This is a genomic window from Micromonospora sp. II (assembly GCF_001709195.1).
GTDB lineage: Bacteria > Actinomycetota > Actinomycetes > Mycobacteriales > Micromonosporaceae > Micromonospora > Micromonospora chalcea.
In genome coordinates this window covers 24,862-47,969 of sequence record NZ_LYXF01000008.1, presented here as the reverse complement: position 1 = coordinate 47,969, position 23,108 = coordinate 24,862, and the positions used below count along the sequence as shown (strand labels likewise).

Below are 23,108 nucleotides of genomic sequence, written 5' to 3'. Positions count from 1 at the left end.
CAGTGACCTCTCACACGAACTTCTCGGAGGCGAGGAACTCGACCAGCTTCACGCCGCCGTCGCCCTCGTCGGTGATCTTCTCGCCGCCGGAGCGCGGCGGGCGCTTGGAGTGCTCCACCACCGCGCTGGTGGCGCCGTCGAAGCCCACCTCGGCCGGGGCCACGCCCAGGTCGGCCAGGGAGAGCGTCTGCACCGGCTTCTTCTTCGCGGCCATGATGCCCTTGAACGACGGGTACCGCGGCTCGTTGATCGTGTCCCAGACGGAGACCACGGCCGGGGTCGAGGCGGTCACCACCTCGTAGCCCTCCTCGGTCTGCCGCTCCACCGTCAGGGCCGACCCGTCCACGGTCAGCTTCCGCGCGCCGGTCAGCGCGGCCACACCCAGCCGCTCGGCGATCATGTGCGGCATCACCTGCACCCGGCCGTCGGTCGACTCCGCACCGCACAGGACCAGGTCGGCGTTCAACTGCCCGAGCGCGGCGGCGAGGACCTTCGAGGTGGCCACCGCGCAGGAACCGTGCAGGGCGTCATCGACGACGTGGACGGCCTTGTCCGGGCCCATGGACAGCGCCTTACGGATCGACTCGGTCGCCCGGTCCGGACCCATCGTCAGGATGGTGACCTCACCACCGTGCGCTTCCTTGATCTTCAACGCCTCTTCGATGGCGTACTCGTCCATCTCATTGATGACGTTGTTCGCCGAACCGCGGTCGACGGTGTTGTCGTCAGAACGCAGGCTGCGGTCCGCGCCCGAATCAGGCACCTGCTTGACGAGTACGACGATATTCATCGCGCTTCGACGACCCTCCTGTTTGGTGTAGCGATCACTCGCCCGGTCACGGGCGCAGCCTCCCGCGTGACGGAACGTGGGTCAACCGCGGGCAGCTGTGCACTTCCCCACGAGCGCAATGTTACCCGCAAGTAGCATGACGGCCCCGGCCGCCCGCAGTGACGCAGGTCACCGGCATCAGACCGATCCGGCCAACGCCTGCGTGATCTTCTCGATCGCCGCCGCTTCGGCGGGCTCGATCCCCCGGTGCGCCTGCGCCACCCGCTCCGCGGCGGCCAGCACCACCGACCGGTACGTCTCGGCGTCGGCGGGCGACTTGGCCCGGAGGATCTCCATCGACCGGCCCAGCGCGGGCAGCACCACGGACTCGACCTCCAGGGCCGAGTCCCGGGGCAGCTGCGGCAGCGGGCCGGTGGTGAGCGCCTCCTTGACCACGCCCCCCACCTCGGCGAGCGCCCCGGAGGCGGCGAAGCTCTCCCGCACCATCGCCAGCACCCCGGGTACGGCGTTGGAGACCAGGAAGACCGCGCCGAACGCACCGGTCTTCAGGGTGAGCCGCTCGTCCGCCGTCAACCGTTCCATGATCACGGAGTGTAGACGTACGGCGTGGAGGTGGTGACCGCAACGAGTCCGAGCCGCTCCAGGATGGGCCGGCTGTCCGGCGAGCAGTCCACCTGCAGCAGCGTCTTGCCGCGCTGCTGCGCCAGCCGCGCCCGGTACGCCACGAGCGCCCGGTAGATGCCCTTCTTTCGCCACTGCGGCAGCGTCGAGCCGCCCCAGAGGCTGGCGAAGCCGGTGCCGCGCTGGTAGCGGATCCAGCCGGCGCTGACCACCGTCTCCCCGGCCTCGGCCACCACGATCGTGATCGACTGCGGATCGGCCTCGATCTCCCGGGCCAGCCCGTACACCAGGTGGCTGCGGTCCTCCCGCCAGACCTCCTCCTCCATGGCGGCGATGCGCTCCAGGTCGGCCCGGCTGGTGACCTCGCGCAGGCGTACCCCCTCGGGGAGCACCGGAACGGCGGCGGCGAGCGGCGCGACCGGCCCGACCACCACGGTCTCCTGGTCCTCCGGCACGAAGCCGGCGGCGCGCAGCCGGTCGCCCAGGTCGGCCGGCTCGTCGTGACCGGCGAGCTTCCACTCGACCGACTCGCCCCGGGCCCGGAAGACCTCGACCTGCCGGGCGATCAGCGCGTCCAGCTCGGCGCCGGCCAGGCCGTCCAGCGTCCGGTAGGTGAGGAAGCCGCGGTGGTCGAGGCCGAGCACGCGGAACAGCGGGCCGTCGCGCTCCACCGTCACCCCGTCCGGCAGCGGGTCCGGCAGCTCCGGTCGGATCTGTGCGTCGTAGGCGGCGCGCAGCTCACGCGCGTCAAGATCGGTCATCCCCCCAGGCTAGGCGCGGGGCAAAGCGGATAATCGGCAGCGTGTGGGAGTCGATCAAGAACTGGTTCGACCCGCGTGAGCTGCGTTCGGTCGGCAACCCGCCGGACTACCGCTTCTCGCTGGCGAACGAACGGACGTTCCTGGCCTGGCTGCGTACCGGCCTGGCGCTGGTGGCGGGCGGGCTCGCCGCGGCGCAGTTCCTCCCGCCGCTGCGCCTGGCCCACCTGCGCGAGGCGCTCGCGATCGCGCTGCTGCTGCTCGGCGCGACCGTCTCGATCCGGGCGGTCGACCACTGGGCGCGCACCGAACGGGCCATGCGGCTGGACGAGGAACTGCCCGCGTCCCGCTTCCCGGCCGTGCTGGCGCTGATCGTCGCGATCGGCGCGCTGCTGCTGGTGGCCGCCGTGCTGCTGGGTGGCGCGGGATGACCCGCGACCCCGGCCTGCAACCCGAACGTACCCGGCTGGCCTGGCGGCGGACGCTGCTCACGCTGACCGCGGTGCTGCTGCTGCAGCTCCGGCTGGCGTTCACCGGCCGGGTCCTCGACGCGCTGCTGACCGGAGCAGCGCTCCTGGTCTGGCTCGCCGTGCTCGTGGTGACGTGGCACCGGGCCACCGGCGCAGGGCCGCGGCGGTTCGACAGCTGGTCGGTGCCGCTGACCGCGATCGGGGCGGCCGGACTTGCGGTGCTCGGCGTGGCGCACGTGCTGGGCGGGGTGCGCTGACGTGCGCGGGTGAGCCATCATGGGGCATGGCCCGCCTCTACGTGCTGCTCTTCCTGGTTCAGGTCGTCCTCGCGGTCGTCGCGCTGATCAGTTGCCTCTCCGCCGACGAGGAGAAGGTCAAGGCGCTGCCCCGGATGATCTGGGTGCTGATCATTCTGTTCTTCCCGCTGGTCGGCTCGATCGCCTGGTTCCTGGTGGGCCGCGAGCGCCCGGCCGGAACCACCGGCGTCACCGGCGCGGCCCGGCCCGCCGCCCCGGCCGGTCGCCCGCTCGCCCCGGACGACGACCCGGAGTTCCTCGCCTCGCTCGACGAGCGGTCCCGCCGCGAGGACCAGGAACGGCTGCGGCTGTGGGAGGAGGACCTGCGCCGCCGCGAGGAGGAGCTGCGCCGCCCGGACGACCGGGACCGCCCCGAGGTCTGACACGCGCCGCGGGCCGCCCGCCGGTCACCCGGCGGACGGCCCGCACGCGCCGCGGTCAGGCCAGGTTCGACGACCGGGGGTACGCGTCAGCCGGGTCGGTCAGCACGTTCACCAGGTACGGCACGCCCGAGTCGAACGCGCGCCCCAGCGCGGGCCCGAGGTCGGCCGCCTTCTCCACCGTCTCGCCCCCGCCGCCGAGCGCCTCGACCACCTTGTCGTAGCGCAGCCCGGGCTGGAGGTCGGCGGCCACGTCGTAGCCGTACATCGCCCGCATCGGGTGCTTCTCCAGCCCCCAGATGCCGTTGTTGCCGACCACGATCACCACCGGCAGCTTCTGCCGGACCAGCGACTCCACGTCCATCAGCGAGAAGCCGGCCGCGCCGTCGCCCATCAGCACGCAGATCTGCCGGTCCGGGTGGCTGATCCGGGCGCCCATCGCGTAGCCCATGCCGGTGCCGAGGCACCCGTACGGGCCGGGGTCGAGCCAGGTGCCGGGCTGGGCCGGCTCCAGGTAACGCCCGGCGTACGACACGAAGTCGCCGCCGTCGCCGATGGTGACGGCGTCCGGGGCGAGCACCTTGCGCAGCTCGCCGTAGATCCGGGCCGGGCGGATCGGGTCGCTCTCGGCGGCCATCTCCTCGGCGTCGCGGGCCTTCGCCGCGTCCTCGGCGGTACGCAGCTCGGCGATCCAGTCGGCGTGGTCGGCCCGGTCACCGGTGTGGTCGGCGAACGCGCCGAGGATCAGCCGCAGGTCACCGGCGGGCGCGGCGGCCGGCTGCACGTGCCCGGCCCGCTGGCTGGGCGCGTCCACCACGTGCACGACCTGGGCGTCGCCGAAGTCGCCGAAGGAGAGCCGGAAGTCCAGCGGGGTGCCGATCACCACGACCACGTCGGCGCCCTTGAGCGCGACCCGGCGGGCCTTGGCGAACGCGAGCGGGTGCTCCGGCGGCAGCGCGCCCCGGCCCATCCCGTTCGTGAACACCGGCACCCGCAGCGACTCGGCGGCGGCACGCAGCGCCTCGACGGCGTCGCCCGCGTACACGTCGGAGCCGGCGATGATCACCGGCCGGGACGCGCCGGCGATCAGGCGGGCCGCCTTCGCGACCTCGTCCGGGTCCGGCTCGATCGGCGCCGGCGGCGTGACCGCCGGCAGGTCGGCGTCACCGACCGAGAAGACCGCCTCCAGCGGGAAGTCCAGGAACACCGGGCCGCGGTGCGGGGTGAGCGCGGTGGTCAGCGCCGCCGACACCGCGCGCGGGATGTCGTCGGCGCTGAACACCGTCTCGGCGTGCTTGGTCACCGGCGCGACCAGCGGCAGGTGGTCCATCTCCTGGAGGCTGCCCGAGCCCCAGCGGAACTGCGGGGCCCGCCCGCCGAGCACCAGCACCGGCGAGGCGTTGAAGAACGCGCTGGTCAGGCCGGAGACGCCGTTGGTGACGCCGGGGCCGGCGGTGAGCACGGCCAGGCCGGGGCGGCGCTGGAGCTTGGCCACCGCCTCGGCGGCGAACACGGCGGACTGCTCGTGCCGCACGTCGTAGAGGGGGAAGCCCGCCTTGTGGGCGGCGTCGTAGAGCGGGAAGACGTGCCCGCCGGAGAGCGTGAACATCTCCCGTACGCCGTGCGCGCGCAGTGCCGCGAGCGCCAGATCGCCGCCGTGGCCCTCGACCCGTTCCGTCATGCCATTCCCCTTCATCGACCGACCGGGGTCACGTTACTGGCCGGTACAGCAGATGTGAACAGCTCTCGCGTCAGCGGCCGGTGAAGCCCGGCTTGCGCTTCTCCACGAACGCGGTCATGCCCTCGCGCCGGTCGTCGGTGGCGAACAGCGCCGCGAAGAGCTGACTCTCCCAGGCCAGGCCCGAGGTGAGGTCCATGTCCAGACCCGCGTCGACGGCCGCCTTCGCCGCCCGCAGCGCCTGCGCCGGCCCGGTCAGGAACGGCTTCACGTACGCCACCGCGGCGTCGTAGACCTCCGCGGCGGGCACCACCTGGTCGGCCAGGCCGATCCGCAGCGCCTCGGCGGCGTCGACCATCCGACCCGTCATGATCAGGTCCTTGGCGCGGGCCGGGCCGACCAGGCGGGCCAGCCGCTGCGTGCCGCCCGCGCCCGGGATGATGCCGAGCTTGATCTCCGGCTGGCCGAGCTTGGCGTCCTCGGCCACGATCCGCCAGTCGCAGGCCAGCGCCAGCTCGCAGCCGCCGCCGAGCGCGTACCCGGTGATCGCGGCCACGACCGGCTTGGGGATACGGGAGATCGCGCCGAGCGCGCTGGACAGGTCGGCCGCGCGCTCCGCCATGTCCACGTAGGACATGTCGGCCATCTCCTTGATATCCGCACCGGCCGCGAAGACCTTCTCGCCGCCGTACACGATGACGGCGCGGACCTCGGCGTCGGCGGTGGCCGCCGCCGCGGCGGCGCGCAACTCCTCCTGCACCTGGGTGTTGAGCGCGTTCATCGGCGGCCGCTCCAGCCGGATGGTGCCGATGCCGTCCTTGGATTCCAGCTTGACGAACTCGCCCACGCTGCCCTCACTTCCTCGTCGAAGTCGCGTGCCAACCTTACGGCTCGCCTCGTTGGGGTAGACAGTGTGGTGTCGGCGACTCCCCAGGTAGCCGCCGGAGTCACCGCCGCCCCGCCACCGGGAGTGAGGTCATGATCACCTACTTCGACGACCGGTCCGTCCAGGTCACCTCCACCACGGTACGGGTGAACGGGCGCACCTACCCGCTCGCCGAACTCACCACCGTGTGGCACCGGCGGGGCGAACGCTCGTGGCGGGTGCTCGCCGGGCGCGGCGCGATCGGGGCCGCGATCGCCGGGCCGCTGGTCACCGCCGTGCTGGGTATCGGGCTGGCCGTGTGGCTGCAACGCTCGGCGGTGGTCACCATCGCCATCGTCGGGATCTCGGTGCTGATCGGCCTGGCCGTCGGGCCGGTGGCCGACTTCCTCTTCGAGTACCTGGACCGCTCCTACGCCCGGGGCAGCCGGGAGATGGAGATGTGGGCCGACTGGCGGGGTCGTCCGGTGCGGCTGCTGCACACCCGGGACGCGATGCGCTTCGGCCAGATCTACCGGGCGGTGCAGCGGGCCATGGAGAGCCTGCCGGCCGCGCCCGGTCGTCCCGCGGCCGACCCTGCCGCGACCGGTCCTGCCGCGACGGGTCAGAACGTGATCGGCTCGTCCGGCAGCAGGCCCAGCCCGCGCAACAGGCCGTAGGTATCCTGCTCGCCCGGCCCCGCCCGCCATACCGTCACCCTACCGACGCCCGACCGTCCGGTGTCGACACACGCGGTTAGGCTGATTTATGGCCCTCTATTACCGGGACGACGCGGTGCAGGTCACCTCGGACGCGATCCACGCGGGTGGTCGGGTCGTCGCGCTCGCCGACGTCACGTACGTCTGGCACGAGCGCGGCGCCACCACCCTCGCGGTCCGGGGACGGGTGCTGGGACGCGGGGTGCTGGTCCTGCTGCTGTCGCTGCCACCACTGGTCGCCGTGGTCTGCGTGCTCTCCCTCGCCTGGTCGGCGCAGGACCGGGGCGAGTGGAAACTGGCCCTGATCATCCTGGCCGCGTTCGTGGTGATCGGCCTGGCGCTCACTCCGTTCCTGGAGGTGCCGCTCGGCTGGCTGGACCGCTCCTACGAGCGCGGCAACCGGGTGCACGAACTGTGGGTGCAGCACCACGGCCGGGAGACGATGCTGGTCCGCACGCCCGACGCGCTGCGGTTCGGGCAGATCTACCGGGCCGTGCAACGTGCCGTGGAACAGCAGACCGACCGGCGCTGAGCCGACCGGCGCCAGTCAGGCCAGCGGCAGCGTGGTAGCGATCGGCCAGGCCAGCAGCACCGCCCCGAGCAGCGGCGCCAGCCACCACGGCGCGGCCCGGCGGCGCAACACCGCGGCCCAGGCCGCCTGCCAGGCCACCAGCGCGGCGAACAGCGGCACCACCAGCAGCACGAACCCGGGCGCCAGGCCGAGCACCGCCGCGGCGGCCAGCACCAGCACGGCGATGCCGCCGGTGGCCGCGTAGCGGAGGCCGTCGCCGCCCGCGAGCCGCTCGGCGCCGAGCAGGAACACCAGGCAGCAGAACGCCACCAGGGGCAGCAGCCAACACCGGGCCCCGACCGGCACGGTCGAGGTGAGCCCGAGATGAAGCGGCAGCGCGACGGCGAGCACCGCGTACCCGAGGAACGCGACAGCGACCACCGCGGACCGGACGCCGCTCGCGGTCGGCGGTGTCCCACCGGGGCGCGCGTAGCGTGCCGCGGCGGCCAGCAGCACGCCGGTGAGCAGCAGGAACACGGCGACGTATCCCCCCACGGCGAGCGGCAGGCGGGTGGTCGGCAGCAGCGCGGCGAACACCGCGCCCAGCCCGGCCGCCGGCACCGTCGCAGCCAGCCACCAGCCGGTACGCGGACCGCCCGCGCCCGGCCGCGCCCGGCGCGGCAGCAGCGCCGCAAGCGGCACGAAACCCAGCGCGAGCCCGGCCAGCAGCAGCCCGGCGCCGCCCGGTCGGGTCAGCGGGGACGGCTCCGGCCCGCCGGTACGGCCCGGGAGCGCGTCGAGCACCGCGGCGTGGGTACGCGGCGCGAACAGCACCGACACGTGCTCGACGCCGGGCGCCACCACCCGCGTCCGGGAACCTGCTGGCGCGTCCCGGGTCGCCTCGTCGACGGCCTGGCGGAAGCCGGCGAACTCCAGCCCGCCCACCACCAGCGTCAGGTTCCCCGGCCAGCCGGCCGGCACGTCACCGCCGTCGGGCAGCGAGATCGCCACCGTCCGGTCGATCTCCGGATGCGCCACCGCGTACCGGACGACAGCGCCGGCGCCCATCGAGTGCCCGACCAGGACGATCCGGTCCCTGTCGACGCCGGGACGCCCGCGCAGCCACCCGACCGCCACGTCCAGGTCGTGCCGCAGCCGCGCCCGGGCGCGTTCGTCGTCCCGCCCGGCGCCGGGCAGCCGGGACCCACTGGCGCCGTGCCCGGCGAAGTCGAGCAGCACCGCGACGCCGCCCTGGCGGGCCACCGAGTCGGCCAGCGGCCGCATCAGCCGGGCCGACCCGGCGAAGCCGTGCGCGATCACCACCCCGGGCCGCAGGTCACCGGCCCCGCCGTCGGCACGTACCTCGGTCAGCGGCACCCCGGCCACCGTCGCCCGCGCGGTGCTCAGCCCGGCGTCGGCGCGGACCAGGAGCAGGGCGCCGAGGACGACGGCGAGCAGCGCGACCACGCCGCAGGCGAGCGTTCGCCGCGACGCCGGGCCGGGGGTGGGCATGCCGGCACCCTACGCCGCGTCGGCGGCCCGGCGTGACCTTCGCCGCCCGGCTGCCGCCGGGCGGCACTGGCCGCGACGCCGCACACTGGATGCCATGGCGATCCCTCTCCCCCGGCCCGGCGCCCTGCTCGGCCTCACCCGTACCGCAGTGGACCAGGCGCTCGGCTCCGCCGCCACGATGGCCTCGGTACCCGCTCGCGCCTTCGCCGTCCTCGACCAGGTGGAGGCGCTGGTCCGGCGGATCGACGGAGTGGTGGACCGGATCGAGGGCACGCTCGACCGCACCGACCGGGTGCTGGCCGACGCCGAGACGGCGGTCCGCGAGGTGGCGGTGATCAGTGCCGCCGCGACCGCGGCGATCGACACGGCGACCGAGGTGGCCGCCGCCGCGACGGTGGTGGTCGGCGAGGCGCAGCGGGTCTCCGCGGCGGCGGCCACCGTGGTCGGCGAGGCGGACCGGGTGGCCCGCAGCGCGGCCGGTGTGGTCACCGAGGCGGAGACGGTGACCGCGCGGGCGGCGGGCACCCTCGCCACCGCCGAGAAGGCCACCGGCGTCGCGAACGAGCTGCTGGCCGCGTACGAGTCGACGCTGCGCCGGGCCGCGCCGATGGCGGCGCGTTTCGTGGAGCAGCTCAGCCCGGAGGAGGTGACCGCAGCGATCCGCCTCGTGGACGAGTTGCCGAAGCTCAAGGACCACCTCACCTCGGACGTGCTGCCGATCCTGGCCACGCTGGACCGGGTCGGCCCGGACCTGCACGACCTGCTGGACGTCACCCGCGACCTCAAGCTCGCGGTCGCCGGCATCCCCGGGCTCGGCATGCTGCGCCGCCGCGGCGAACGCCTCACCGACGAGGTGTAAGGAAGGGCCCCTTGTTAACGCCTCCGGTAGTGAAAGGGGCCCTTCTTAACAGTCGGCGAACAGCTCGTCGATCTCCGCGCGGTGCGGCAGCGCAACCGAGGCGCCGAGCTTGCGTACGCACGCCGCACCGGCGGCCGCCGCCCAGCGCACCGCGTCGGCCAGGTCCCGCCCCTCACCCCAGGCCACGGCGAGCGCCGCGGTGAACGCGTCGCCGGCGGCGGTCGAGTCGACCACGTCCACCGGCACCGCCGGCACGTGCGTCGCCGGCCGCTCCCGGTCGACGTACCAGGCGCCGTCGCCGCCGAGCGTGAGCACCGCCCGGGGCACCAGATCCAGCAGCGCCGCCGGCTCGTCCCGGCCGCGACCGGTCAGCGCCTGCGCCTCCGGCTCGTTCACCACGAGCAGGTCGGTGGCCGCCAGCAGCTCGGCCGGCACCGGCCGGGCCGGCGCGGCGTTGAGCACCACCCGGGTGCCCGCCGACCGGGCCGCGAGCGCCGCCTCGGTCACCGTCTCGACCGGCACCTCCAGCTGCGCGACCAGCACGTCCGCATCGCGTACGGCGGAAAGCTCGTCGGCGGTCGGCGACGTGAACGCGGCGTTCGCGCCCGGCGTGACCAGGATGGCGTTCTCCCCCGCGCCACCGACCATGACCAGGGCGACGCCGGACGGGCCGTAGACCACCCGCAGGTGGCCGGTGTCCACGCCGGCCGCTGTCATCCTGGCCCGCAGCGTCACGCCGAACGAGTCCGAGCCGATCGCGCCGAGGAAGACGCAGGAGGCGCCGGCGCGTACCGCGGCGACCGCCTGGTTGGCGCCCTTGCCGCCGGGCAGCATGACGAAGTCGCTGCCCAGCACCGTCTCACCCGGCCGGGGCAGCGCGGCGCCGATGCCGACCAGGTCCATGTTGGCGCTGCCGACGACGGCGATCCGGGTCTGCGGCACGGTGTCCGTCCCGTCGCTCAGGCGGCGCGGGCGGCCCAGCGGTCGCCGGACCGCGTGACCACCAGCGGCAGGCCGAACGTCTTCGACAGGTTGTCGGCGGTGAGCACGTCGCCGAGCAGGCCCTGCGCCACCACGCCGCCCTCGCGCAGCAGCAGCGCGTGCGTGAAGCCCGGCGGGATCTCCTCGACGTGATGGGTGACCAGCACCATCGCCGGCGCGTCCGGGTCGTACGCCAGCTCGGCCAGCCGGGCCACCAGGTCCTCGCGCGCGCCCAGGTCGAGCCCGGCGGCCGGCTCGTCGAGCAGCAGCAGCTCCGGGTCGGTCATCAGGGCGCGGGCGATCTGCACCCGCTTGCGTTCGCCCTCGGACAGCGTGCCGTACGCGCGGTCGGCGAGGTGCCCGACACCGAGCTGGCGCAGCAGCGCGGCGGCGCGCGCCTCGTCGGTGCGGTCGTAGCTCTCCCGCCAGCGGCCCACCACCGACCAGGCGGCGGTCACCACCACGTCGGTGACGCGCTCGTCGGCGGGGATCCGCTCGGCGAGCGTCGCGGTGGACAGGCCGATGCGGGTACGCAGCTCGTTGACGTCGGTGCGGCCGATGCGCTCGCCGAGCACGTGGGCGACGCCGTTGGTCGGGTACAGCCGGCCGGAGGCCAGGTTGAGCAGTGTCGTCTTGCCCGCGCCGTTCGGCCCGAGCACCACCCACCGTTCGTCCAGCTCGACCCGCCAGTCGACGTCGTGCACCAGCGCCGTGCCGGAACGCTTGACGCCGACCCCGTCGAGGCTGACCACCAGATCCGCGTCCACGGTCGAGGGGGCGGGGGCGCCCGGGGCGCCGGGGATCAGGTCACCAGTCACCGCACCATCCAATCACGCATCCGGCACGGTGCCCCCCACGGGAGGCGTCGCCACCATAGGGTGGGGCGCCGTGTCGTTGGTCACCGCTTCCGGAAGGACACCCATGCCCGACCGCTGCCGGAAGGCGCGCGGATGAGCGCGGTCATCGAGATCGCCGGCCTCCGCAAGACGTTCCACTCGCTGCGCCAGGGGCGGCGGGTCGCCGTCGACGGCTTCGACATGCTGGTCGAGGCGGGTCAGGTGCACGGTTTCCTGGGGCCGAACGGGTCCGGCAAGACCACCACGCTGCGTGCGCTGCTCGGGCTGGTCCGGCCGGACGCCGGGCGGATGCGCGTGCTGGGCGCCGATTCACCCGAGCGCCTGCCGGACGTGGCCGGCCGGGTCGGCGCGATCGTGGAGAGCCCGCAGTTCTTCGCCAACTTCACCGCGCACCGGACGCTGCGGCTGCTGGCCGTGGCCGGTGGCGTGCCGACCGTCCGGGTGGACGAGGTGCTGGAGCAGGTCGGGCTGCGGGACCGGGGCCACGAGCGGGTCAAGGGCTACTCGCTGGGCATGAAGCAGCGGCTGGCGGTCGCCTCGGCCCTGCTGAAGAACCCGGAGCTGCTGATCCTKGACGAGCCGGCGAACGGGCTGGACCCGGCCGGCATCCGGGAGATGCGCGACCTGACCCGGTCGCTCGCCGAGGCCGGGGTGACGGTGCTGCTCTCCAGTCACATCCTGGCCGAGATCCAGTTGATCTGCGACCACGTGACGATCGTCAGCCGGGGGCGGCGGGTCGCGTACGGGCCGGTGGAGGAGGTGCTGGCCGGCTTCGACCAGCACCAGTGGCGGGTGCGGGTGGCCGACCCGGAGCAGGCCGGTGACCTGCTGGGCCGGGCCGGTCTGTCGGTGACGGCCGGGCCGGACCACCTGGTGGTGACCGGCGTGGAGGATCCGGAGACGATCAGCCGGACGCTCGGCGAGCAGGGCGTGTGGGTACGCGAACTGGTCCCGCTGCGGCCGGACCTGGAAAGCGTCTTCCTGGAACTGACCGGCGACCACGAGCACATGGGCGTGGAGGTGCCGCGGCAGGTCGACGGCGCGCCGCCGAGCGACGGAGTGATCGACCTCGACGTCCGGGAGAGCCGGGAGGTGGACGCGTGAACCTGGTCCGTGCCGAGCTGGAGCGGCTGGCCGCCCGGCGCTTCGTGCAGCTCATGGTGGTGCTGCTGGCTGCCGCCTTCGCGGTGACGGTGGTGACCACCCTCGCCGGTTCGCACCGGCCCAGCCCGGCGGAGCTGAGCCGCGCGCAGGCGCAGGCGGCGGAGAGCGTCCGCGAGATGGAGATGACGTACGACCGCTGCCTGCGGATCCGGGAGGGCTCGCTCCCGCCGGCCGAGAACGACTACCTGCCGCGCGACTGCGCCCAGATCGACCCGGCCCAGCTCGACGAGCTGCCGACCGCGGCCGACTACCTCAGCGGTGTCTTCGTCTTCGCCAAGGAGGCCGAGCCGCTGCTCTACTTCCTGATCGCGTTCCTGACGCTGTTCGGGTTCCTGGTCGGCGCCTCGTACATCGGGGCCGACCTGAACTCGGGCGGGGTGGTCAACCTGCTGCTGTGGCGGCCCCGGCGGTCGACGGTGCTCGCCGCGAAGCTGGGCACGCTGCTGGGCGGGCTGGTCGGCCTGTCGGTGCTGGCCTCGGTGGCGTACCTCGGGGCGTTCTGGTTGATCGGCCAGGCGTCCGGTCTGGTGGGGCGGACCGGCGGCGACTTCTGGCCGTCGCTCGCCGCGATCTGGGGGCGCGGCCTGGTGCTGGTGCTGCTCGCCGCGGCGCTCGGCTTCGCCGTCGCCACGCTGGGCCGGCTGACGTCGGCGGCGCTCGGCGCGGTGGCCGCGTACGTGGTGGTGTGGGAGCTGGGGGCACGGCTGGTGTTCCAGATCCTCCAGGTGGGCCGGCCGGACCGGTACATGCTGTCCAGCTATCTGGCGGCCTGGCTCTCCGGTGAGGTGCGGCTCTGGGACGGCAACGCCTGCGGCCCCGGGATCTCCGGCTACTGCGACGGCTCGTACACGGTGACCTGGCCGTCGGGTCTGGTGGTGCTGCTCGGGCTCACCGGCGCGCTGGTGGCCGCGGCGTTCACGGTGTTCCGCCGCCGCGACCTGATGTGACGGAAGGGCAGGCCCGGCAACTCCTTGCGAACCCTGACGCCATGATGAAGGATTCCTTCACATGGCGTCAGGGCGCACGACGCGGTCAGCCGACCGTCGAGCCGAACACCTCGTCGCGCACCGCGTCCAGCGCGGTACGCAGCGCGCCGCGCAGGATCGGCTCCTCGGTCAGCCCGGTGGTCACCACCCGGGGCCGGACGAGCGTGATCGCGGCGACCTCGTGCTGCACCCGCTCGGCCAGCGCCGCCCCGCCCGCCTGCCCGACCGCGCCGGCGAGCACCACCAGCGGCGGGTCCAGCACCACGCAGGTACTCGCCACGCCGAGCGCCAGCCGGCGGGCCAGCTCGTCCAGCATCGGCCCACCGGCGGTGCCGGCCGCGATCGCCGCGCGTACCACCTCGGCCGCCCGGGCCGCCGCGACGCCCTGCTCCGCCGCCTTCGGAGTGGCGAAGCCGTGCTCGGCGGCCACCGCGCGTACCGCGTCGGCGCCGACGAGCTGCTGGAATGCCGGCTTGGCCCGCTTGGACACGTCGCGCGGGATGGGCGCGCCGGGCACCGGCAGGTAGCCGATCTCGCCGGCCGCGCCGCTGCTGCCGTGGTGCAGCCGCCCGCCCAGCATGATCGCCAGGCCGACGCCGGCGTCCACCCAGACCAGCACGAAGTCGGAAGTGCCCTGGGCCGCGCCGGACTGCGCCTCGGCCACCGCGGCGAGGTTCACGTCGTTCTCGAACACGACCGGGGTGTCCAGGTCCTCGCGCAGCGCGGCGAGCAGGCCGCTGTGCCAGCGCGGCAGGTTGAACGCGAAGGTGATGTCACCGGTCTGCGGGTCCACCAGGCCGGGGGTGCCGAGCACGACGCGCCGGACGGCGGACAGCTCCGCCCCGGCGCTGCTGGCCGCCTGGACCACCGCGTTGTGCACCACCCCGACCGGGTCGTCGGTGTCCTTCGTGGACTGCTCGACCCGGCCGGCCACCGTGCCGGTGATGTCGGCGCAGGCCGCCACCACCCGCTCCGCGCCGACGTCCACACCCACCACGTACGCGCTGCCCGGCCGGACGGCGTAGAGCTGGGCGTTCGGGCCCCGCCCGCCGGCCTGCTCGCCGACCCGGGCGACCAGGCCGCGCTCCTCCAGCCGTTCGACGAGCTGGGACGCGGTGACCTTGGACAGCCCGGTCAGCTCACCGATCCGGGCCCGGGTCAGCGGGCCGCGTTCGAGCAGCAGCTCCAGCGCCGCACGATCGTTGAGCGCCCGCAGGAGTCGGGGGGTACCGGGCAGCCGGGTCGCACTCATGCCGTCGTCCTCAATTTTCAGTAAAGTTTTCTAACCACAAAACGCCTGCCGAGGGGCGTCCGTTAGCGTATCGGCCGCCCCGATCCGCGAAGGTCGGACGACCCGGCAGGGAAAGGGGATACTCGTGGGTCAGGATCCAGGACTCCGGCGGCTCGCGCTGGGCACGCTGCTGGCCGCGTACCCGGGTCCGGTCCCGCCGGACTGGGCGGTCGACCTGCTCGCCGACGGGCTCGCCGGGCACACCCTGTTCGGCACCAACATCCACGACCCGGCCCAGGTCGCGGCGTCCACGGCGGCACTGCGCGCCGGCCGCCCCGACGTGATCGTCGCGATCGACGAGGAGGGCGGCGACGTCACCCGGCTGGCCCACGCCACCGGCAGCCCGTACCCGGGCAACGCCGCGCTCGGCACCGTCGACGACCCCGCGCTGACCCGCGAGGTGTACGCGGCGATCGGCGCCGAGCTGGCCGCGCTCGGCGTCACGCTCGACCTGGCGCCCACCGTCGACGTGAACACCGCCGACGAGAACCCGGTCATCGGCACCCGCTCGTTCGGCGCCGACCCGAAGCGGGTGGCGGTCCACTCGGCCGCCGCCGTCGCCGGCCTCCAGTCGACGGGCGTGGCCGCCTGCGCCAAGCACTTCCCCGGGCACGGCGCCACAGTCGCCGACTCCCACCACGAGCTGCCCACAGTCGACGTGCCGCCGGCCGTCCTGCGGGAACGGGACCTGCCGCCGTTCGCCGCGGTGGTCGACGCGGGCGTCCGCGCGGTGATGACCGCGCACATCCGGGTGCCGGCGCTGACCGGCGACGGCCCGGCCACGTTCAGCCGCGCAGTCCTGCACGACCTGCTGCGCGTCGAGTACGGCTTCACCGGCGCGGTAGTCACCGACGCGCTGGAGATGAAGGGCGCGGTGCTCGCCGCCGGCGGGGTCGGCACGGGCGCGGTCCGGGCGCTGGCGGCCGGCGCGGACCTGCTCTGCATCGGCGCCCGGGTCGACGCCGAGCTGGTCGAGTCGGTCGCCGCCGAGATCGTCGCGGCGATCGGCGACGGGCGGCTGGCGCGCGAGCGGGTCGAGGAGGCGGCCGGCCGGACCGTCGCGCTCGCCGCCACCAGCCCCGCCGACGCCCCGCCGCCCGCCACCGACGGCCTCGGCTACGCCGCCGCGCTGCGGGCGGTACGGGTCGAGGGCGACCTCACCCGCGCCGCCGCACCCCTGGTGGTGCAGGTGCACGCCACCTCCACCGTCGCCGAGGGGCGGGTGCCGTGGGGGCTCGGCCCGCACCTGGCCGCCGGGATCGAGCAGGCCCGCGCGGTGGCGGGCGAGACCGACCCGGAGAAGCTGCGGCGGCTCGCCGGGGACCGGCCGGTCGTGCTGGTCGGGCGGCACCTGCACCGGCTGCCCGGCGCGCGGGAGCTGGTCGAGGCGCTGGCCGCCACGCATCAGGTGACAGTGGTCGAGATGGGCTGGCCGGGCGCGTGGCGGCCGGCTGGCGCGCGCGCGTTCGTCGCCACCCATGGCGCCAGCCACGCCAACGGCCGCGCCGCCGCGCAGACGCTGGGCCTGACCGGCTGACCGCATCACTCTTGAACACGTTCAAAATCTGTCGTACGCTCAGGGCGTCCTTGATTTGAACACGTTCAAGAGAGGCGACGGGGATGGACGTGAAGGTCTGGATGTACCTGGCCTACCTGGCGGTCAGCATCGGTCTGACCATCTGGGTGGCCCGGGCACTGTCCCGCAACGGGTTGGTGTTCCTGCAGGACGTGTTCGCCGACAGCCGGCTGGCCGAGGCGGTCAACAGCCTGCTCGTGGTCGGCTTCTACCTGCTCAACCTCGGCTACGTCACGGTGGCGATGAAGGAGTCCGGCCCGGTCGGCGACACCAGCCAGGCGCTGGAGCAGCTCTCCATGAAGGTGGGCCTGGTCCTGCTGGTACTGGGCGCGCTGCACTTCTTCAACGTCTTCGCGCTCGGCCGCTACCGGCGCGGCCGCCTGCGGCAGCAGGCCACCCACCCGCCGCTGCCGCCGGTCCGTATCCTCCCGCCGCAGGGTGGGCCTGTACCGGCAGGCGGCCCGAACCCGCCGGCCCGGTGACGTCCGCCCCGGGCGGGCGCCCGTCGGATCCCACCGGGCACGGGGCCGGTGGGATCCGCGGGTTCACCGTCCTGTTCGACGCGGGCTGCCCGATGTGCCGGGGCGCCCGGCGGTGGCTCGCCTCGCGGCCCCAGCTCGTACCCCTGGAGTTCGTGCCGGCCGGGTCCGCCGAGGCCCGGCGGCGCTTCCCCGGCCTCGACCACGACGCGACGTTGCGGGACCTGACGGTGGTGGCCGACACGGGCGCGGTCTACAGCGGCGACGGCGCCTGGTTCGCCTGCCTCTGGGCGCTCGCCGAGCATCGGGGTACGGCCGAGCGGCTGGCCCGCCCGCACCTGCTGCCGCTGGCCCGGCGGGTGGTGGCGGCGGCCTCCGCGGTCCGCGAACGGATCCGGGAACCGGGATACGGTGACGACGATGACCGAGCAGAGTGCGCCGACGACCGCTGCGGGTGGGCAGGGGTCGACGGCCCGGGGTGAGCAGACCCGCCAGTTGATCCTGGACACCGCGATGCGGCTGTTCCGCGAGCGCGGGTACGCGCGCACCACCATGCGGGCGGTCGCCCAGGAGGCCGGCGTGGCGGTGGGCAACGCCTACTACTACTTCGGCTCCAAGGAGCACCTGGTCCAGGAGTTCTACGCGGGCACCCAGCGCGATCACCGGGAGGCGGCCGGCCCGGTGCTCGCCCGGGAGCGGGAGTTCGCCGCGCGGCTGGCCGGGGTGCTGCACGCGGGCATCGACGTGCTGAGCCCGTACCACGCGTTCGCGGGCGCCTTCTTCAAGACGGCGGCCGAGCCGACCTCGCCGCTCAGCCCGTTCTCCGCCGAGTCGTCGGAGCCGCGGGACATGTCGATAGCGCTGTTCCGCGAGGCCCTCACCGGGTCCACTGTCAAGCTCGACGACGAGCTGCGCGAGGCGCTGCCCGAGCTGCTCTGGCTCGGCTACATGGGTGTGGTGCTCTACTGGGTGCACGACCGCTCGGACGGGCAGGTCAAGACCCGCCAGCTCATCGACGGCGTGGTGCCGCTCGTGGACCGGCTGGTGGGGCTGTCCCGGCTGCGCGTGCTGCGGCCGGCCACCCGGCAGGCGCTCGCCCTCATCCATACGCTGCGTCACTGACCTCGCCCGCGCACCTGCCAGCGATTTCGCAGGTGAGAGTCCGCAACCGGACAGCAACACACCCCTTGTTCACGGTCGGTAATACACATAGCGTTACCGGTGTCGGGGCCTGGGGGAGAGCTGCGGACCGTGGATCCGGCCCGGGATCCACGGTCCGCGCCGAGCCGGGCCGGCTCAGCGGGGGAACACGCCGAACGCGGTGAAGCCGCGATCCGGGAAGCCGGCCGCCTCGGCCACCCGGCCGGACACCGCGTTGCCCGGGTCGTGCAGGTAGGTGGGAATCGCTCCCTCGTCCAGCACCCGGCGCGCCGCCTGCGCGACCAGCCGCCGGGCCAGGCCGCGCCCGCGCGCGGCTGGCACCGTGCCCACCGCCAGCTCGTGCCCGTACGAGTCGTGCCGCTTGATCCCCACCCCGGCCCGGTACGCGCCGTCGGCGCCCCGGACCACGAGCACCTCCCGGTCGAACAGCCGCAGCCACGGCGGCAGCCCGGGCAGCGTGGGCGGCACCCACTCCCCCACCTCGGGCAGCGGCGCCGGGTCGGCGCACCAGCGGAAGACGGACGTGTGCGAGATGAAGTCGGGCGTGCCGACCGCCGCCGGGAGGGCGGGCAGCCACTCGCCGGGCGGCCGTCCCCGGACCAGCGCCCGGACCGCCTCCACCCGATCGACGGCGACCGAGAGGACGGTGCTGCCGTGGGCGGTCACCGCGAGGGCCGGGCGCAGGCGGCCGTCCCAGGCCGGACGGGCGCGGCGGTGGGACCGCACCACGTGCAGTCCCGGGCCCGCCGGCCACTGTCCCAGCCAGGTCGCCAGATGGAGGAAGACCCGCCGGTCGAGCACGTGATCATGGTACGCCGGGCCGGACCGCCCGTGCTCGCGTAATCAACTGATCCCACGGGGGTTGAGACACGCGGCGGACGGGTAGTGGTGCGGCACGCCAGCGACGGATGACGATGTGTGTCCCGCCGGAGGCCGCAGGAATCTGACGCTTCACGGGAACCCGAGGCATCGACCCTGCGTCATATTCATTTCCATACATGGACAAGTTTCTCTGGGACGGTAGTGGTCATGCCTCACGAACCGAATGACCGATTCCAGCAGGACCCGGAGCGGAACTGGCGGGCCGCCCGCGACGCCGGACGCTTCCCGGCGCAGCGGGCGTACCGCGAAGCCCGCAACCGGGGGCTCTCCTGGGCCGAGCTGAACGCGCAACCATCGGGCGCCGCCGCCTGGCGCGGGTCGGCGGCCGCCTGACGCACCAATTTCAAGCGCAGCTTGGTGCGCAGATCCAGCACTTCCTGGTGTACGGTCGAACGCATGACCCGCATCACGGTGGACGTCAACGATGAGTGGCTGGAGTCCGCCCGCGAGGTGCTGGGCACCGACACCAAGGTCGCCACCATCAACGCCGCGTTGCACGCCTTCGCCGTCCGGCGGCAGGCGAAGGAGATCGTCGCCGCGTTCGATCAGGTCGAGATGGACTTCGCCGAGTCGGACGAGGGCTGGCGTTACGGCGGTGGGCGCGACTTGAGCCGGCTCGCCGAGGACGCCCGCGACGGCGAGGCCGCGGCCTGATGGCCGGCCAGGTCTACCTGGCGGACACGTCGGTGTACGTGCTTCAGGCTCGGCACCAGGCCGTCCGGAAGCACTTCGAGACGCTGCTGGCAGAAGGGCGCCTCGCCGCGTGCCAGATGACCTCGCTGGAATATCTGAACAACGCCCCCACACCGAAGGGATACGAGATCCTGTGGCAGGCGCTCCGGGGACACCGCTGGCTGGATGTCACCGCCGAGGCGATGGACCGCGCCATGGCGGTGCACCGCCTACTGGCCGCCGAGAGCCAGCACCGCAACTTTCGGCTGCCTGATCTGATCATCGCGGCGACCGCCGAGCTGCACGGTGCCACGGTGCTGCACTACGACGCCGACTACGACCGGATCGCCGCGCTCACCCACCAGCCCACCGAGTGGGTCGCCCCGAAAGGCAGCCTCTAGGAACGCGGGCGGCGACACACCGGCCGGGCGGGCGTACCGGTCTTCGCACACCTGTGCGGTAGCGTCTTGTGGTCCGATTTCCGGCCTACGACAGGAGAAGCTCCGCGCATGGGCAAGAAGACGATCCACGTCTCCGACTTCACCGGCCAGGTGCTGAGCCCCGACGACGAGGTGGTCAAGGTCGTCGTACTGGAGCACCCGGACCTGGTCGCCGGGCCCGTGCAACTGGACGCCACCCCGGTCGACGTGGAGAGCATCGACGACGCGGCACTGGACGTCGCGGTGGTGGAGATCCACGACCGGCACGGCCACGGCGAGCCGCGCCGGGTGGTGCTGACCGCCAGCGAGTTCGACGCGATGGCCACCGACGTGCCGATGGCGCAACTGCTGCGTACCGCCGAGCGGGTCAAGCCGCCCAAGGCACGCCGCGCCACCGAGAAGATCGACTACGGCACCATCGAGCACGCCGGGCGCCCGCACCGCGGCCGCGTCACCGAGGAGGAGGCCCGGCTGGTCCGGGAACGCCTGGACGAGGTGAACAAGCGCCTCGCCGACGCCGGCATCCGCCAGGTCGACCCGGCCGACCCGGAGCACGCGGCCCGCTACGGGTTCCCCACCGCCGACTGACACACGCGGGCCGGGCACGCGCCCCCGTGGCGCGTGCCCGGCCCGGTGTCAGGCCCCTTTTCGGGTGATCTCGGCCAGCGCCGCCTCGAACGCCGACTCCAGCGCGTCCTTGCGCAGCCCGAGTCCGGTCAGCACACCGTCGCCGCCCTCCTCCTCCAGCAGGGCGAGCAGGATGTGCTCCGTACCGATGTAGTTGTGTCCCATCCGCAGCGCCTCCCGGAACGTCAGCTCCAGGACCTTTTTGGCCCGCGCGTCGTAGGGGATCAGGTCCGGGACCTGGCCGGCCTTCGCCGGCAGCGTCGCGGTGACGACCTCCCGCAGCCGCTCCAGGGGTACGCCCTGCGCCACGATCGCGGCGGCGGCCAGCCCTTCCGGCTCGGCGAGCAGCCCGAGCGCGACGTGCCCCGGGGTGATCTCGGCGTTGCCGGCCGCCCGCGCCTCCTCCTGCGAGGCCAGCACCACGTTGCGGGCGCGCGGGGTGAACCGGCCGAACCCGGAGTTCGGGTCGAGCGCGGCGGCGGTCTCCGCCTTGGCCGCGGAACGCTTCTGGGCGGCCTGCTTGCTCACGCCCATACTGCGGCCGATCTCCGTCCACGACGCGCCGGAGCGGCGCGCCTGGTCGACGAAGTGCCCGATCAGGTGATCGGCGACGTCGCCCAGGTGGTCGGCGACGAGGACGGCGTCGGCCAGTTGGTCGAGCGCGTCGGTGTGTGCCTTCTTGATGCCGTCGATGAGGTCGTCGAGGCGTACCGGGTGGGTCATCTTGTGCGGTTCCGTCTCCTCCATGCGTCAACCATAGGTTGACGATGCGGATGCGTCAACCCTCGGTTGACGGCCCCTTTCCCATCGCGCGATGATCTCGATCCCGGTAGTGTCGACCGGGGTGAGCACCCATTCGACACTGCTGTTCGTGCTCGCCGCCGTCGCGGTCGTCATCGCCGTACGGTGGGTGGCCTCCCGCACCGGCCTGCCCGCCGCCGCGCTCCTGCCGCTCATCGGCATCGCGTACGCGCTGCTCCCCGGCCCCAACATCGGCCTCGATCCCGACCTCGTGCTCATGGTCGTGCTGCCGCCGCTGCTCTACAGCGCCGCGCTCGACTCGTCCCTGCTGGACATCCGGCGCAACCTGCGGATCGTGGTCAGCCTCTCGGTGCTGCTGGTGCTCCTCACCGGACTGCTCGTCGGCGTCGGGTTCCACCTGTTCGTCGCCGGCGCGACCCTGGCCGCCGGCATCGCGGTCGGCGCCGCCGTCGCCCCGCCCGACCCGGTCGCCGCCCTGGCCGTGGGCCGCCGGGTCAACCTGCCGCCGAAGATGGTCACGATCATCCAGGGCGAAGGGCTGCTGAACGACGCCACCGCGCTGACCATGCTCAGCGTCGCGGTGGCCGCCGCCGTGGGCGGCGAGTTCTCGTTCCACGCAGCGGTCGGGCAGTTCGTGCTCGCGGCGGCCGGCGGAATCGCCGTGGGTGTCGTCGTCGCCCGGGCCAAACGGCTGGTCCGGCCGCTCACCGCGGACCCGCTGCTGTCCAACGCCATCTCGCTCGCGACACCGTTCGTGGCGTACCTGCTCGGCGAGGCGCTGCACGTCTCCGGCGTACTCGCAGTGGTGGTCGCCGGCCTGATCGTCGGCCACCAGACGCCGCAGTTCGGGTCCGGGGCGGCCCGCCTCCAGACCAACGCCGTGTGGCGGCTCGTCGACTTCCTGCTCGAAGGCTTCGTCTTCCTGCTCATCGGGCAGCAACTCCCCGCCGTCGTGCGGGGCCTGCGCCAGTACGAGACGTCCACCATCGCCGTCGCCGTCGCCGTGTCCGTCGGCGTGGTCCTGCTCCTGCGCCCGGCCTGGCTGATCCTCACCCAGTGGCTCCCCCGGTCGCTGCACACCCGGCTGGGCGGCGTCGCCGAACAGGACGACACCGACCCGCCCGGCGCGGCGCGGCGAACCGGGCGAGCCGACCGCAACGCCCGCGGACTGACCGCACGCGAGGTGGTGGCGCTGAGCTGGTCCGGCACCCGGGGCGTGATCAGTCTGGCCGCCATCTTCACGCTGCCGCTCACCACCAACAGCGGAGACCCGTTCCCCGACCGCGACCTGCTGCTGTTCTGCACCTTCGTGGTGGTCCTGGTGACGCTGGTCGGGCAGGGCCTGACGTTCGCGCCGCTCGTGCGGATGCTCGGCCTGCGCGCCGACGAGGCAGACCAGGCCCGGGTACGCAACGAGGCCCGCTCCGCCGCCGTCGAGGCCGCCCTGGCCCGCCTCGACACCGTCGCCGCCGAGGAACCGGACACGCGGGTGGCGGTCGACACCACACGCGCCCAGTTGCTGACCCGGCTGGCCCGCTACCGGGGGCGGCTCGACCTGCTCCAGCAGAGCGGATCGTCGGAGCTGCCCACCTCACCCGAGTACGAGACGGCGCTGCGGGTCCACCGGACCGCGCTGGAGGCACAGCGCGAGGAGTTGCTGCGGTGGCGCGACTCCGGCCGGCTGCCGGACGAGGGACTGCGGGTGCTGGAACGCGAACTCGACCACGAGGAGCTGCTGCTGCCGAAACGGGCGCCGGGCTGACTACGGGCCCGG

28 protein-coding genes are annotated in these 23,108 nt (G+C 73.7%); 17 read left to right on the top strand and 11 right to left on the bottom strand.

The features are described 5' to 3' along the window. Positions 1 to 10: 10 nt before the first annotated feature. From A8711_RS05125 to A8711_RS05115, 3 genes are all read right to left on the bottom strand, one after another. A complete protein-coding gene (locus A8711_RS05125) occupies positions 11 to 790 on the bottom strand; it encodes an electron transfer flavoprotein subunit beta/FixA family protein (RefSeq protein ID WP_069087609.1) in 780 nt (259 codons plus the stop codon). 177 nt (positions 791 to 967) lie between these two features. Beyond that, positions 968 to 1,372, bottom strand: coding sequence for a hypothetical protein (locus A8711_RS05120; protein ID WP_030500918.1), 405 nt, complete (start codon positions 1,370 to 1,372; stop codon positions 968 to 970). Between the two features lie 2 nt (positions 1,373 to 1,374). Further along, positions 1,375 to 2,172: a GNAT family N-acetyltransferase gene (locus A8711_RS05115; protein ID WP_030500919.1), complete on the bottom strand. Its 798-nt coding sequence runs from the start codon at positions 2,170 to 2,172 to the stop codon at positions 1,375 to 1,377. A 41-nt stretch (positions 2,173 to 2,213) separates the two neighbouring features. Here A8711_RS05115 and A8711_RS05110 point away from each other — a divergent pair, with 41 nt between their 5' ends. The 3 genes from A8711_RS05110 to A8711_RS05100 are packed head-to-tail and all read left to right on the top strand — an operon-like array spanning position 2,214 to position 3,318. Further along, positions 2,214 to 2,600, top strand: coding sequence for a YidH family protein (locus A8711_RS05110; protein ID WP_030500920.1), 387 nt, complete (start codon positions 2,214 to 2,216; stop codon positions 2,598 to 2,600). Continuing rightward, on the top strand, positions 2,597 to 2,896 hold the full coding sequence (locus A8711_RS05105) for a DUF202 domain-containing protein (protein WP_030500921.1): 300 nt from the start codon (positions 2,597 to 2,599) through the stop codon (positions 2,894 to 2,896). The genes A8711_RS05110 and A8711_RS05105 overlap by 4 nt, the downstream gene beginning before the upstream one ends. A gap of 26 nt (positions 2,897 to 2,922) precedes the next feature. Continuing rightward, on the top strand, positions 2,923 to 3,318 hold the full coding sequence (locus tag A8711_RS05100) for a PLD nuclease N-terminal domain-containing protein (RefSeq protein ID WP_043326070.1): 396 nt from the start codon (positions 2,923 to 2,925) through the stop codon (positions 3,316 to 3,318). 55 nt (positions 3,319 to 3,373) lie between these two features. Here A8711_RS05100 and A8711_RS05095 read toward each other — a convergent pair whose 3' ends face one another. Together A8711_RS05095 and A8711_RS05090 are read right to left on the bottom strand one after the other, a co-directional pair. Beyond that, positions 3,374 to 4,996: an acetolactate synthase gene (locus A8711_RS05095; protein WP_043326072.1), complete on the bottom strand. Its 1,623-nt coding sequence runs from the start codon at positions 4,994 to 4,996 to the stop codon at positions 3,374 to 3,376. Between the two features lie 70 nt (positions 4,997 to 5,066). Then, complete coding sequence (locus A8711_RS05090) at positions 5,067 to 5,840, bottom strand: enoyl-CoA hydratase-related protein (protein WP_043326074.1); 774 nt, start codon at positions 5,838 to 5,840, stop codon at positions 5,067 to 5,069. 131 nt (positions 5,841 to 5,971) lie between these two features. Here A8711_RS05090 and A8711_RS05085 point away from each other — a divergent pair, with 131 nt between their 5' ends. Both A8711_RS05085 and A8711_RS05080 read left to right on the top strand, forming a co-directional pair. Continuing rightward, the gene (locus A8711_RS05085) at positions 5,972 to 6,535 is read left to right on the top strand and encodes a DUF6232 family protein (protein WP_069087608.1); all 564 of its coding nucleotides are present in this window, start codon (positions 5,972 to 5,974) and stop codon (positions 6,533 to 6,535) included. Between the two features lie 88 nt (positions 6,536 to 6,623). Then, positions 6,624 to 7,106 carry a DUF6232 family protein gene (locus A8711_RS05080; RefSeq protein WP_064446971.1) on the top strand — a complete coding sequence of 161 codons (483 nt, stop codon included), beginning with the start codon at positions 6,624 to 6,626 and terminating at the stop codon, positions 7,104 to 7,106. 15 nt (positions 7,107 to 7,121) lie between these two features. On the opposite strand, the gene A8711_RS05075 is transcribed toward A8711_RS05080, so the two are convergent. Beyond that, on the bottom strand, positions 7,122 to 8,597 hold the full coding sequence (locus A8711_RS05075; protein ID WP_069087607.1) for an alpha/beta hydrolase: 1,476 nt from the start codon (positions 8,595 to 8,597) through the stop codon (positions 7,122 to 7,124). Positions 8,598 to 8,691: 94 nt separating this feature from the next. On the opposite strand from A8711_RS05075, the gene A8711_RS05070 reads away from it, so the two are divergent. Continuing rightward, a complete protein-coding gene (locus A8711_RS05070; RefSeq protein ID WP_064446969.1) occupies positions 8,692 to 9,456 on the top strand; it encodes a hypothetical protein in 765 nt (254 codons plus the stop codon). A gap of 45 nt (positions 9,457 to 9,501) precedes the next feature. Here A8711_RS05070 and A8711_RS05065 read toward each other — a convergent pair whose 3' ends face one another. Together A8711_RS05065 and A8711_RS05060 are read right to left on the bottom strand one after the other, a co-directional pair. Continuing rightward, entirely contained in the window at positions 9,502 to 10,398 is an 897-nt protein-coding gene (locus tag A8711_RS05065) for a ribokinase (protein WP_069087606.1), read from the bottom strand. A 17-nt stretch (positions 10,399 to 10,415) separates the two neighbouring features. After that, complete coding sequence (locus tag A8711_RS05060) at positions 10,416 to 11,255, bottom strand: ABC transporter ATP-binding protein (protein ID WP_064446967.1); 840 nt, start codon at positions 11,253 to 11,255, stop codon at positions 10,416 to 10,418. A gap of 132 nt (positions 11,256 to 11,387) precedes the next feature. Between A8711_RS05060 and A8711_RS05055 the strand changes: the two genes are divergently transcribed. Both A8711_RS05055 and A8711_RS05050 read left to right on the top strand, forming a co-directional pair. Continuing rightward, complete coding sequence (locus A8711_RS05055; RefSeq protein ID WP_043326083.1) at positions 11,388 to 12,398, top strand: ABC transporter ATP-binding protein; 1,011 nt, start codon at positions 11,388 to 11,390, stop codon at positions 12,396 to 12,398. Further along, entirely contained in the window at positions 12,395 to 13,405 is a 1,011-nt protein-coding gene (locus A8711_RS05050; protein ID WP_043326085.1) for an ABC transporter permease subunit, read from the top strand. Before A8711_RS05055 ends, A8711_RS05050 begins: the two co-directional genes overlap by 4 nt. An 85-nt stretch (positions 13,406 to 13,490) precedes the next feature. On the opposite strand, the gene A8711_RS05045 is transcribed toward A8711_RS05050, so the two are convergent. Beyond that, positions 13,491 to 14,696, bottom strand: a complete 1,206-nt coding sequence (locus tag A8711_RS05045; RefSeq protein WP_069087605.1) for an ROK family transcriptional regulator — start codon at positions 14,694 to 14,696, stop codon at positions 13,491 to 13,493. A gap of 124 nt (positions 14,697 to 14,820) precedes the next feature. On the opposite strand from A8711_RS05045, the gene A8711_RS05040 reads away from it, so the two are divergent. From A8711_RS05040 to A8711_RS05025, 4 genes are all read left to right on the top strand, one after another. Beyond that, the gene (locus tag A8711_RS05040) at positions 14,821 to 16,272 is read left to right on the top strand and encodes a glycoside hydrolase family 3 protein (protein WP_069087604.1); all 1,452 of its coding nucleotides are present in this window, start codon (positions 14,821 to 14,823) and stop codon (positions 16,270 to 16,272) included. 83 nt (positions 16,273 to 16,355) lie between these two features. Next, positions 16,356 to 16,793, top strand: coding sequence for a hypothetical protein (locus tag A8711_RS05035; RefSeq protein ID WP_043326089.1), 438 nt, complete (start codon positions 16,356 to 16,358; stop codon positions 16,791 to 16,793). Next, on the top strand, positions 16,790 to 17,272 hold the full coding sequence (locus tag A8711_RS05030) for a thiol-disulfide oxidoreductase DCC family protein (protein ID WP_043326091.1): 483 nt from the start codon (positions 16,790 to 16,792) through the stop codon (positions 17,270 to 17,272). Before A8711_RS05035 ends, A8711_RS05030 begins: the two co-directional genes overlap by 4 nt. Further along, positions 17,211 to 17,912, top strand: a complete 702-nt coding sequence (locus A8711_RS05025; RefSeq protein WP_043326093.1) for a TetR family transcriptional regulator — start codon at positions 17,211 to 17,213, stop codon at positions 17,910 to 17,912. Before A8711_RS05030 ends, A8711_RS05025 begins: the two co-directional genes overlap by 62 nt. A 174-nt stretch (positions 17,913 to 18,086) precedes the next feature. On the opposite strand, the gene A8711_RS05020 is transcribed toward A8711_RS05025, so the two are convergent. After that, a complete protein-coding gene (locus A8711_RS05020) occupies positions 18,087 to 18,752 on the bottom strand; it encodes a GNAT family N-acetyltransferase (protein WP_069087603.1) in 666 nt (221 codons plus the stop codon). A gap of 228 nt (positions 18,753 to 18,980) precedes the next feature. Here A8711_RS05020 and A8711_RS05015 point away from each other — a divergent pair, with 228 nt between their 5' ends. The 4 genes from A8711_RS05015 to A8711_RS05000 all read left to right on the top strand — a co-directional run bounded on the left by A8711_RS05015 (position 18,981) and on the right by A8711_RS05000 (position 20,533). Beyond that, positions 18,981 to 19,166, top strand: a complete 186-nt coding sequence (locus tag A8711_RS05015) for a DNA repair protein (protein WP_069087647.1) — start codon at positions 18,981 to 18,983, stop codon at positions 19,164 to 19,166. A gap of 63 nt (positions 19,167 to 19,229) precedes the next feature. Next, positions 19,230 to 19,487 carry a type II toxin-antitoxin system VapB family antitoxin gene (locus A8711_RS05010; RefSeq protein ID WP_043326097.1) on the top strand — a complete coding sequence of 86 codons (258 nt, stop codon included), beginning with the start codon at positions 19,230 to 19,232 and terminating at the stop codon, positions 19,485 to 19,487. After that, positions 19,487 to 19,906 carry a PIN domain nuclease gene (locus A8711_RS05005; protein WP_069087602.1) on the top strand — a complete coding sequence of 140 codons (420 nt, stop codon included), beginning with the start codon at positions 19,487 to 19,489 and terminating at the stop codon, positions 19,904 to 19,906. The genes A8711_RS05010 and A8711_RS05005 overlap by 1 nt, the downstream gene beginning before the upstream one ends. A gap of 108 nt (positions 19,907 to 20,014) precedes the next feature. Beyond that, entirely contained in the window at positions 20,015 to 20,533 is a 519-nt protein-coding gene (locus A8711_RS05000) for a hypothetical protein (RefSeq protein WP_069087601.1), read from the top strand. Positions 20,534 to 20,581: 48 nt separating this feature from the next. Here A8711_RS05000 and A8711_RS04995 read toward each other — a convergent pair whose 3' ends face one another. Beyond that, positions 20,582 to 21,319, bottom strand: coding sequence for a Clp protease N-terminal domain-containing protein (locus A8711_RS04995; protein WP_043326103.1), 738 nt, complete (start codon positions 21,317 to 21,319; stop codon positions 20,582 to 20,584). A gap of 67 nt (positions 21,320 to 21,386) precedes the next feature. Between A8711_RS04995 and A8711_RS04990 the strand changes: the two genes are divergently transcribed. Then, positions 21,387 to 23,096 carry a Na+/H+ antiporter gene (locus tag A8711_RS04990; protein WP_069087600.1) on the top strand — a complete coding sequence of 570 codons (1,710 nt, stop codon included), beginning with the start codon at positions 21,387 to 21,389 and terminating at the stop codon, positions 23,094 to 23,096. Positions 23,097 to 23,108 lie beyond the last annotated feature (12 nt).